Annotated in this window: 13 protein-coding genes and 3 tRNA genes; 3 read left to right on the top strand and 13 right to left on the bottom strand. The window is 65.2% G+C overall.

All coding sequences use genetic code 11. The annotated features are described in order from the left end of the window. Positions 1 to 642: glycoside hydrolase family 38 N-terminal domain-containing protein (locus tag ACKOB8_RS11285; protein ID WP_526377303.1), on the bottom strand; the 642-nt coding region annotated here is incomplete at its 3' end. 77 nt (positions 643 to 719) lie between these two features. Then, a complete protein-coding gene (locus ACKOB8_RS11280; RefSeq protein WP_526377302.1) occupies positions 720 to 1541 on the bottom strand; it encodes a bacteriorhodopsin in 822 nt (273 codons plus the stop codon). 105 nt (positions 1542 to 1646) lie between these two features. Here ACKOB8_RS11280 and ACKOB8_RS11275 point away from each other — a divergent pair, with 105 nt between their 5' ends. The 3 genes from ACKOB8_RS11275 (at position 1647) to ACKOB8_RS11265 (ending at position 4926) form a co-directional block, all read left to right on the top strand. Then, the gene (locus ACKOB8_RS11275) at positions 1647 to 3011 is read left to right on the top strand and encodes an ABC1 kinase family protein (RefSeq protein ID WP_526377301.1); all 1365 of its coding nucleotides are present in this window, start codon (positions 1647 to 1649) and stop codon (positions 3009 to 3011) included. 13 nt (positions 3012 to 3024) lie between these two features. After that, positions 3025 to 3939, top strand: coding sequence for an alpha/beta fold hydrolase (locus ACKOB8_RS11270; RefSeq protein ID WP_526377304.1), 915 nt, complete (start codon positions 3025 to 3027; stop codon positions 3937 to 3939). Positions 3940 to 4026: 87 nt separating this feature from the next. Then, positions 4027 to 4926 (top strand): cyclopropane mycolic acid synthase family methyltransferase, encoded by a 900-nt coding sequence (locus ACKOB8_RS11265; protein WP_526377300.1) that lies wholly within the window; start codon positions 4027 to 4029, stop codon positions 4924 to 4926. A gap of 6 nt (positions 4927 to 4932) precedes the next feature. Here ACKOB8_RS11265 and rplA read toward each other — a convergent pair whose 3' ends face one another. The 11 genes from rplA to ACKOB8_RS11210 all read right to left on the bottom strand — a co-directional run bounded on the left by rplA (position 4933) and on the right by ACKOB8_RS11210 (position 9454). Further along, entirely contained in the window at positions 4933 to 5640 is a 708-nt protein-coding gene (gene rplA, locus ACKOB8_RS11260) for a 50S ribosomal protein L1 (protein WP_526377299.1), read from the bottom strand. A gap of 67 nt (positions 5641 to 5707) precedes the next feature. Further along, entirely contained in the window at positions 5708 to 6136 is a 429-nt protein-coding gene (gene rplK / locus ACKOB8_RS11255; RefSeq protein ID WP_526377298.1) for a 50S ribosomal protein L11, read from the bottom strand. Positions 6137 to 6169: 33 nt separating this feature from the next. After that, positions 6170 to 6916, bottom strand: a complete 747-nt coding sequence (nusG, locus tag ACKOB8_RS11250) for a transcription termination/antitermination protein NusG (RefSeq protein ID WP_526377297.1) — start codon at positions 6914 to 6916, stop codon at positions 6170 to 6172. Positions 6917 to 6953: 37 nt separating this feature from the next. After that, positions 6954 to 7394 (bottom strand): preprotein translocase subunit SecE, encoded by a 441-nt coding sequence (gene secE, locus ACKOB8_RS11245; RefSeq protein WP_526377296.1) that lies wholly within the window; start codon positions 7392 to 7394, stop codon positions 6954 to 6956. A gap of 49 nt (positions 7395 to 7443) precedes the next feature. Continuing rightward, positions 7444 to 7516: transfer RNA gene (locus ACKOB8_RS11240), tRNA-Trp, on the bottom strand. Between the two features lie 125 nt (positions 7517 to 7641). Further along, positions 7642 to 8157 (bottom strand): (3R)-hydroxyacyl-ACP dehydratase subunit HadC, encoded by a 516-nt coding sequence (gene hadC / locus ACKOB8_RS11235; RefSeq protein ID WP_526377295.1) that lies wholly within the window; start codon positions 8155 to 8157, stop codon positions 7642 to 7644. A 3-nt stretch (positions 8158 to 8160) separates the two neighbouring features. Continuing rightward, positions 8161 to 8589 (bottom strand): (3R)-hydroxyacyl-ACP dehydratase subunit HadB, encoded by a 429-nt coding sequence (gene hadB, locus ACKOB8_RS11230; protein WP_526377294.1) that lies wholly within the window; start codon positions 8587 to 8589, stop codon positions 8161 to 8163. Then, positions 8576 to 9055: a (3R)-hydroxyacyl-ACP dehydratase subunit HadA gene (gene hadA, locus ACKOB8_RS11225; RefSeq protein ID WP_526377293.1), complete on the bottom strand. Its 480-nt coding sequence runs from the start codon at positions 9053 to 9055 to the stop codon at positions 8576 to 8578. Before hadA ends, hadB begins: the two co-directional genes overlap by 14 nt. Before the next feature lie 14 nt (positions 9056 to 9069). Beyond that, positions 9070 to 9237: a 50S ribosomal protein L33 gene (gene rpmG, locus ACKOB8_RS11220; protein ID WP_006246868.1), complete on the bottom strand. Its 168-nt coding sequence runs from the start codon at positions 9235 to 9237 to the stop codon at positions 9070 to 9072. Positions 9238 to 9270: 33 nt separating this feature from the next. After that, a tRNA-Met gene (locus tag ACKOB8_RS11215) sits at positions 9271 to 9344 on the bottom strand. A gap of 37 nt (positions 9345 to 9381) precedes the next feature. Beyond that, a tRNA-Thr gene (locus tag ACKOB8_RS11210) sits at positions 9382 to 9454 on the bottom strand. Between the last annotated feature and the right edge of the window lies 1 nt (position 9455).

Genomic DNA, 9455 nt, shown 5'->3' with positions numbered 1-9455 from the left:
CCCGATGCCGTGGACGAAGTTGCGGATCGCGGTCTCCCCGCCGGTGAGGTTGGTGTTGGGTTCGTTGTACGTGCCGCCCATCACCTCCACCCGGCCCTCGGCGATCATCCGCCGCAGATCGGCGCGGTCCTCGGGGTGTGCATCGAAGTACGGCTTGAGGTAGTCGACCTCGGCGAGCACGAACGTGTAGACCGGTTCCCGCCGGGCCATCTCCAGATGCGCCGCCACCAGAGCGAAGGCGTTGTTCTGTTTGCAGCGCCCGGGCGGATCCTCGGTCCACACGCTGGTGTAGGCGCCCTGGGTGTTCCACCACACCGGGTCGTAGTGGAAGTGGCTGATCATGTACATGGTCCAGCCGGGCTCGGCGACCACGACATCGAAGCCGAAGTGTTCGGTCTGCCCGGACTCCCCGCTGAGCACGCGGGCACTGCGGGTTTGGCCGGCAACGGGGTCGACGATGCGGACGGCGACGTCGACCGAGCCGTCGCCGGCCGCCGCGGTTGCCGGCTCCGGTGTGCTCACCCCGTCGCCGGTGATCTCCACCCGGGTAGGGACCGCGGCGTGGGTGTAATCGACCCGCACGATCTGCAGCGGCGGCTCACCGACGAAGAGCTCGGTCGAGACCGCCGCGCTGACCTGCACGTCGGCAAATCTACGCCGATGACAAACCGCCGGGCACCCGAAGGAGCCCGGCGGTTGTCGTGATCAGCGCTGGCGCGTCAGGCTGCCGCCCGCTCGCCAGCCGCGGCGCTGAGTTTCGCCGAACCGGACACCAGCAGCAGGCCGAAGCCGACCTTGGCCAGCAGGTCGACGACCGCGAAGATCGCCACCTCGGAGTCCAGGCCGACCGCTCCGACGCCTTCGGTGCCGACTGCCCACACGATGGGGTAGACGAACCACAGCACCACCAGGATGCCCAGGAGCTTGCCGTAGAGCGCGGCGTGCTCGGGGCTGCGGTCGGCTGCCGCCGCCCGGATCGGGCCCGCGATGAGGTACAGCACGATCAGGAACGCCACGCAGCTGATGACGTACCAGACCCACCGGGTGTGAGCGTCCTTGGACAGCGACGCGATCAGACCCGTCACAATCATCATCACGTCGGCACCGATCACACCGCCGACGAGGGCGTTGCGCTCCCGAGACTGCAGCGAGCTGCTCAACCGCGGCAGAGCCACGGTGACCAGACCCAGCAGTAGCAGCGGCGTGGTCAGTACCCAGTCGAGGTAGCGGGCGTAGTAGACGGTGCGCTCCGTGCCCTCGGCATCGATGAAGGAGTGGATGCCCTGATTGCTGGCCATCGCGAAGTACGCGCAGGCCGCAATCGCACAGACGAACCCGCTGGCGACCACATGGTGGCGCCGCTCGTCGGGAACGCTGTTGCCCAGGGCGACGATCAGCACGAGCCCCGCGGCCATGCCGATTGTGCCGATCCAAAGCCAGGTGTGAATCACGAATTCTCCCTTCTCCGGGTCCCCTATTCGGGAAATCCAAACATCGGACCAGTGCTGGCAATCTTCCTCGCCCTCCGGAGCTCCAGACATTCCCGCGGCGTCACGATGTCATCACGAATGTCATCACGAATGTCATCACGGATCGACGCGGTGCCGCGCAAGGCCGGTCCGTCACGGTTTGGCAGACTGGTCCCAGTGAGTTCGACCAAGCACCGCGAGATAGCCAAGCTCGACCGGGTTCCGCTGCCGGTCGAGGCGGCCCGCGTCGGCGCGACCGGCTGGCAGCTCACCCGCGCCGGTCTGCGCGTCCTGTTCAGGCTCCCCGGCAGAGGAGCGCTGCAGGAGAAGGTCATCAAGGAGATCCCGCAGGCTTTCACCGATCTAGGGCCCACCTACGTGAAGTTCGGCCAGATCATCGCTTCCAGCCCGGGCGCCTTCGGCGAGCAACTCAGCCGCGAGTTCCGCAGCCTGCTCGACGCGGTACCGCCCGCCGACACCGCCGCGGTGCACCGTCTGTTCACCGATGAGCTCGGTGCGGATCCGGCGGAGTTGTTCGCACACTTCGAGGAGGAGCCGTTCGCTTCGGCCTCGATCGCCCAGGTGCACTACGCGACGCTGCACACCGGCGAGGACGTCGTGGTCAAGATCCAGCGGCCGGGCATCCGCCGCCGCGTTGCGGCCGACCTGCAGATCCTGAAGCGATTCGCCCAGGTGGTCGAGTTGGCCAAACTCGGCCGGCGGCTCTCGGCCCAGGATGTCGTCGCCGACTTCGCCGACAACCTCGCCGAGGAGTTGGACTTTCGCATCGAGGCACAGTCGATGGAGGCCTGGGTGTCGGGGCTGCACGGCTCGCCGCTGGGCCGCAACATCCGCGTGCCGCACGTGCACTGGGAGTTCACCAGCGAGCGGGTGCTGACCATGGAGCGGGTGGCCGGGGTCCGCATCGACGACGCGAAGGCGATCCGCACGAAGGGCTTCGACGGCACCGAACTCGTCAAAGCCCTGCTGTTCGCCACCTTCGAGGGCGGACTGCGCCACGGCCTGTTCCACGGTGATCTGCACGCGGGCAACCTGCTGGTCGATGACGACGGCCGGATCGTGTTCCTGGACTTCGGGATCATGGGCCGCATCGATCCGCGCACCCGCTGGCTGCTCCGCGAACTCGTGTACGCCCTGCTGGTCAAGAAGGACCACGCCGCGGCAGGCAAGATCGTGGTGCTGCTGGGCGCGGTCGGTAAGGTCAAACCAGAGGCGCAGGCCGCCAAGGATCTGGCGGCGTTCGCCCAGCCATTGACCCTCAAGACCCTCGGTGACATGTCCTACGCGGAGATCGGCAAGCAGCTTTCGACCCTGGCGGACGCCTACGATGTGAAGCTGCCGCGCGAACTGGTGCTCATCGGAAAACAGTTCCTCTACGTCGAGCGGTATATGAAGCTGCTGGCGCCGAAGTGGCAGATGATGAGCGATCCGCAATTCTCCGGCTACTTCGCCAACTTCATGGTCGAGGTCAGCCGCGAACACCAGAGCGACGTCGACGAGAACGACGAAGCCGAGACCTGAGGACCCGGTGACAGTGGAAATCCGCAGCGGAACGGCGCGTTCCGGCGATCTTGACATCTACTACGAGGACATGGGCGACCCGTCCGATCCCCCGGTCTTGCTCGTCATGGGTCTCGGTGCGCAACTGCTGCTGTGGCGGGACGGCTTCTGCCGGCGGCTGATCGACCGGGGCTACCGGGTGATCCGCTACGACAACCGCGACGTGGGACTGTCGGGGAAGCTGCACGGCCGGCGAGCGGACGGCGCCCTGGTCCCCGCGCTGGTGCGGTCCTTCCTGGGCCGGCCCAGTCCGTCGGTGTATTCCCTGGAGGACATGGCCGATGACGCGGTCGCGCTGCTCGACCACCTCGGCATCGGACGCACGCACGTGGCGGGAGCATCCATGGGCGGAATGATCGCCCAGGTCTTTGCCGCCCGGCACCCCAGCCGCACCGCCGGACTCGGCGTGGTCATGTCGTCGAACAACGGCGCACTGCTGCCACCCCCCGCACCGAAAGCCCTGCTGCCGCTGATCAAGGGACCGGGCCCGGACTCGGAGCGCGAAGCCGTCATCGAGCACTCGGTCAAGGTCAGCAAGATCATTCAAAGCCCGCGCTATCCCGTGTCCGACGAGCGGCTGCGCGCGGAAGCGACCGAGGGATACGACCGCTGCCACTACCCGGCGGGCATCGCCCGTCATTTCGGCGCGGTTCTCGGCAGCGGAAGCCTGCGCCGATACAACAGGCGGACCACCGCGCCCACGGTCGTTCTGCATGGTCGCGACGACAAGCTGATGCGGCCCTCCGGCGGCCGCGCCGTTGCCGCGGCGATCCCCGGCGCACGCCTGGTGCTGTTCGACGGAATGGGCCACGACCTGCCCGAGGAACTCTGGGATGACCTGGTCACCGAGCTGACCAAGACATTTTCCGACGCCAGAGGTCTCCGCTAGGTCTCGATCCAGGCAGACACCTGCGCGGGTTGCGGGCAATGCACGTCGAGTCGGGCATACTCGCTTTCAGGAGGGATGAGCAGACAAATGTCCAGGACTTACGCCACCCAGCGGGACCTGCGGCCCCATTTCGAGGACATTCAGGCCCATTACGACCTCTCAGACGACTTCTTCGGTCTGTTCCAGGATCCGACTCGCAAGTACAGCTGCGCGTATTTCACCAGTCCGAACGCCACGCTCTCCGAAGCGCAGATCGCCAACGTCGACCTCAACCTGGACAAGCTGGACCTGCGGCCGGGCATGACTCTCCTGGAGATCGGATGCGGGTGGGGCCTGACGATGCAGCGGGCGATGGAGCGCTACGACGTCAATGTCATCGGGCTGACGCTGTCGAAGAACCAGAAGGCCTACTGCGAGAAGCTGCTCGCCGATACCGACAGCAACCGCAGGTTCGACATTCGGCTTGAGGGCTGGGAGCAGTTCCACTCACCGGTGGATCGCATCGTCTCGATCGAGGCCTTCGAGCACTTCGGCTTCGAGCGCTACAACGACTTCTTCAAGAACTGTTTCGAGATCCTGCCCGAGGACGGCCGGATGACCGTCCAGAGTTCGGTCGGCTATCACCCGTTGGATCTGGCGGCACGGGGCAAGAAGCTGACCTTCGAACTGGCCAGGTTCATCAAATTCATGATGACCGAGATCTTCCCCGGCGGCCGTATCCCGAGCACCCAGATGATGGTCGAGCACGGGGAGAGGGCCGGTTTCGTCGTGCCGCAGCCGGTGTCGCTGCGCAACCACTACATCAAGACCCTCGGCATGTGGGCGGACGCGCTGGAACGCAACAGGGACGCCGCCGTCGCCATTACCGACGAGGAGAACTACCTCCGCTACATGCGCTATCTCAAGGGCTGCCAGTACTACTTCATCGACGAGACCATCGACGTGAGCCTGGTGACCTACCTCAAACCGGGCGCTGCCGCCGCGTAGGCCGGTCTACTCCTCGACGAAATTGCGGGTGATGGCCGGGTCGACCGGAATACCCGGACCGGTCGTCGTCGAGACGACGACCTTCTTGAGGTACCGGCCCTTGGACGAGGACGGCTTGGCGCGCAGTATCTCGTCGAGGGCTGCGCCGTAATTCTCGGCGAGTTTCTCCTCGTCGAAAGACGCCTTGCCGATGATGAAGTGCAGGTTTGCCTGCTTGTCGATGCGGAAGTTGATCTTGCCGCCCTTGATGTCGGTGACCGCCTTGGCCACGTCGGCGGTCACGGTGCCCGTCTTGGGGTTGGGCATCAGTCCGCGCGGGCCGAGCACCCGGGCGATCCGCCCGACCTTGGCCATCTGATCGGGAGTCGCGATCGCCGCGTCGAAGTCCAGGAACCCGCCCTGGATCTTCTCAATCAGGTCGTCGCTGCCCACCACATCGGCGCCGGCGGCGGTGGCCTGCTCGGCCTTCTCCCCCACCGCGAACACCGCCACCCGGGCCGTCTTGCCGGTCCCGTGCGGCAGGCTCACCGTGCCGCGGACCATCTGGTCGGCCTTACGCGGGTCCACTCCGAGGCGGATCGCGACCTCGACGGTGGCGTCCTGCTTCTTGGAGGAGGTCTCCTTGGCCAATTTGGCGGCTTCAAGGGGCGTGTACAGCCGGTCGCGGTCCACCTTCTCGGCGGCCTCGCGGTAGGCCTTGCTCTTCTTGCTCATTGTGAATCCAATCGGTTGTTGGGTTGTGGTCAGACGAGCCGAAGCGGGCTCTCCCACGGGTTGAAAACTACTCGACCGTGATGCCCATCGACCGGGCAGTGCCAGCAATGATTTTAGCCGCCTGGTCGATGTCATTGGCGTTGAGATCGGCCTTCTTCGTCTCGGCGATCTCGCGCACCTGATCCCAGGTCACCTTGGCGACCTTGGTCTTGTGCGGCTCCGCCGAACCCTTGGCCACCCCGGCCGCCTTGAGCAACAGCTTTGCCGCCGGCGGGGTCTTGAGCGCGAAGGTGAAGCTGCGGTCCTCGTAGACGGTGATCTCGACCGGGATGACATTGCCGCGCTGGTTCTCCGTGGCGGCGTTGTAGGCCTTGCAGAACTCCATGATGTTGACGCCGTGCTGACCGAGCGCGGGACCAACGGGCGGGGCGGGGTTGGCCTGCCCGGCCTGGATCTGCAGCTTGATCATCCCGACGACTTTCTTCTTCGGGGCCATGATTCGGTGTTCCTTTCCTAAACTTCCGTCAGATCAGATCTTGGCGACCTGGCTAAAGGTCAATTCAACCGGGGTCTCACGACCGAAGATGCTGACCAGCACCTTGAGCTTCTGCTGCTCGGCGTTGACCTCGCTGATCGATGCCGGCAGCGTGGCGAACGGGCCGTCCATCACCGTCACCGACTCGCCGACCTCAAAGTCGACCTCGACCGGGATCCGCTCGAGGCCGCCGCCCTCGCCGGCCGCGGCAGCGGTCGAGGCCGCGGCCCGCCCGGTCTTCTTGCCGGCGCCCTGCGGCAGCAGGAATTTCACGACCTCGTCGAGTGTGAGCGCGGTCGGCCGCGAGGTCGCACCGACGAATCCGGTCACACCCGGGGTGTTGCGCACGGCCGACCAGGAGTCGTCGGTCAGATCCATGCGGACCAGGATGTAGCCGGGCAGCACCTTGCGGTTGACCTGCTTGCGCTGACCGTTCTTGATCTCGGTGACCTCCTCGGTGGGCACCTCGACCTGGAAGATGTAGTCACCGACGTCAAGGTTCTGAACGCGGGTCTCGAGGTTGGCCTTCACCTTGTTCTCGTAGCCCGCGTAGGAGTGGATGACGAACCACTTGCCCGGCTTGCTGCGCAGCTCGTTCTTCAGCGCGGTGGCGGGGTCGACCTCTTCGTCCGGCTCGGCGGCGTCCAGCTGAGCCTGCTCGGGTACCTCGAGCGCCTCCAGGGTCTCTGCAGCCTCGACCGGCGCTTCCCCCGCGAACACGTCGCCTTCGGGAGTTGTCACTGCCGTCTGTCCTCTCTCACTCTCCAGCACTGTCCGGCTAGCCCAGAACCATCAGGACCAGCTTGGCCAGCCCCAGGTCGACCAGACCGATCAGCGCGGTCATGAAGGCCAGGAAAATCAGCACCACCACGGTGTAGTTGGCCATCTGCTTGCGGTTCGGCCAGATCACCTTCCGCATCTCGGTGATGACCTGCCTGATGTAGTTCCACACGAACACCAGCGGGTTGCGCGTCGAGCCGGTCTGGGTCTTCTTGCCCTTCCCGGGACCGGTCTTCTTCTTGCCCGGGCTTTCGACGGCCTCGAACTGCTCGGTGAGTGCCTCCTCGACCTCCTCGGGCTCGGCGAGAGCCACCGCACCGGACCCCGGCCGCGACCGCTTGCCTGTCGGCCGCTGCGGCCGGTTGACCAGGGGGGTTTTGGCCGTGACGTCCCCGGCGCCGCCGTCGGTGGCGTCTCCATCGTCGCGATCGTCGCTCACCGCATGCTCCTCTGCGTCTTGGGGCGAACCCTCAGTCTATTCAGTTGAGCAGGGGCGACAGGACTTGAACCTGCAACCTGCGGTTTTGGAGACCGCTGCTCTGCCAGTTGAGCTACGCCCCTTCAGGCCCCTTCTAGCCCCCACATGCTTCGCGCGCTCCCCGTTCGGTCAAGCCCATCCGACGGACAGCGCGCTTCACGTGGGAAAACCCCGCCCGCCGAGTGTAGCGCGCCAGGGGTCGAAGGTACTAATCATGGGCGACCGGCTTGCGCAGGACCTGCCCGGTCTCAGGATCCCAGCCGGCCGAGATCGAGTTGTCGCCCTCGTGGCCCATCAGGGTGGTGTAGGACACCATGAGCTCCTCGCCGGTCTCCTCGTCGGTCAGCACGTTGCGGGAGGTGACGATGTCGGCGCCGAACCGCTCGACCACCGAGTCGATGTACATGGTGGCGATCAGCGAGTCGCCCTCCTGGATCGGCCGCAGAAAGGTGAACTTCTGGTCCACCTGCACGATCTGCATCGTCTCGAAGCCGATGTCGACATGCTGGAAGAAATGCCGCTGGGTCATCACCGCGAGAATCGAGACGAAGGTCAGCGGGGCCAACAGGCCGTCATAGCCGAGTTCGTGGGCCGCGGCCTCATCGAAGCTCGCCGGGTCGTCGGCCTTGACCGCCTTGGCGTACTGGCGGATCTGCTCGCGGCCGACCACGAAGGGCTCCGGGTAGCGCCAGACCATTCCCCGGATATCTGTCTTCAGCGCCATCGGTTACGCCAGCGTCGCGATCGCCACGGCACGGCCGAAGATTTTCTTCCCCCCGTGGGTGGCGGTCAACGCGATCGTGACCGCCTTGGTCTCGGGGTCGGTGGACTTCACCCTGCCGTTGAAGACGATCTCCGCACCGACGCCGTCGTTCGGCACCGGCACCACGGCCGTGAATCGGACGTTGTACTCGGAGACCGCGCCCGGGTCGCCCACCCAGGCCGTGACGTAACCGCCGCCGAGACCCATGGTCAGCATGCCGTGGGCGATGGCGGTGTCCAGACCGACCTGCTTGGCGATCTCGTCATCCCAGTGAATCGGGTTGAGGTCGCCGGACACGCCCGCGTAGTTGACCAGGTCGGCACGGGTGAGCGTGATGACCCTCTCCGGCAATTCGTCGCCGACCTTCACCGAGTTGAACTCACGCAGTGCCATCGCTGAAGCCACTTTCTCCGTTGTCCTCACTCCGCCCGGCGAGCGTCGTGTAGGTCTCTTGAACAATGTCGCCGTCCTGATTGCTGATGACGACCTTGTTGACGATGATGTCGGTGCCGTGCGCCTGCCGCACCTCATGCACATACACATCGCAGTAGAGCTCGTCACCGGCGGTCACCGGGCGCAGGAACTTCAGCGCCTGGTCGACCTGGACGATCTGGCGATCGGTGATGCCGATGTTGGCGTGGTCGAAGAACGCCCGTTGCGCGGTGTAGCCCAGGACCGAGGTGAACGTCAAGGGCGAGACCACTCCCTTGTAGCCGAGTTCGGCCGCGGCCTCCTCGCTGAAGAAGGCAGCGTCGGTGTTCTTGACCGCAGTCGCGTACTCGCGGACCTTCTCGCGTTCGACTGAATAGCAGTCGGGGTAGCGGTAGTGGGTCCCGACGAGTTTTCCGGAGAGAGCCACGAGTGAAGAGCCGCCTAGCGGGACTCTTTGTGGGCCTGATGCTTCCCGCAGTTCGGGCAGAACTTCTTCAGCTCGAGCCGGTCGGGATCATTGCGGCGATTCTTCTTGGTGATGTAGTTGCGGTGCTTACACACCTCGCAGGCCAAAGTGATCTTCGGCCGTACATCAGTACTGGAGGCCACGTCAGTTGCCCTCTCTCTTCCGTCGTCTTCCGGTAGCGATGGCCGGACTCGAACCGGCGACCTAACGATTATGAGTCGTTCGCTCTAACCGACTGAGCTACACCGCCATGTGCTCGGCGCCGCCAGTGCGCCCGGCGTCCACCGAGCCCCCTAACGGAATCGAACCGTTGACCTTTTCCTTACCATGGAAACGCTCTGCCGACTGAGCTAAGGGGGCC

The organism is Mycobacterium sp. (assembly GCF_046091765.1).
Lineage (GTDB): Bacteria > Actinomycetota > Actinomycetes > Mycobacteriales > Mycobacteriaceae > Mycobacterium.
Note: the sequence above shows the minus strand (reverse complement) of the source record. Positions and strands in the feature narration are given on the sequence as shown.

Excerpts from the sequence above, each read along its gene's own strand:
- ACKOB8_RS11280 (WP_526377302.1), bottom strand. The coding sequence starts at position 1,541 with ATGTCTGGAGCTCCGGAGGGCGAGGAAGATTGCCAGCACTGGTCCGAT.
- ACKOB8_RS11265 (WP_526377300.1), top strand. The coding sequence starts at position 4,027 with ATGTCCAGGACTTACGCCACCCAGCGGGACCTGCGGCCCCATTTCGAG.
- rplA (WP_526377299.1), bottom strand. The coding sequence starts at position 5,640 with ATGAGCAAGAAGAGCAAGGCCTACCGCGAGGCCGCCGAGAAGGTGGAC.
- rplK (WP_526377298.1), bottom strand. The coding sequence starts at position 6,136 with ATGGCCCCGAAGAAGAAAGTCGTCGGGATGATCAAGCTGCAGATCCAG.
- hadC (WP_526377295.1), bottom strand. The coding sequence starts at position 8,157 with ATGGCGCTGAAGACAGATATCCGGGGAATGGTCTGGCGCTACCCGGAG.
- hadB (WP_526377294.1), bottom strand. The coding sequence starts at position 8,589 with ATGGCACTGCGTGAGTTCAACTCGGTGAAGGTCGGCGACGAATTGCCG.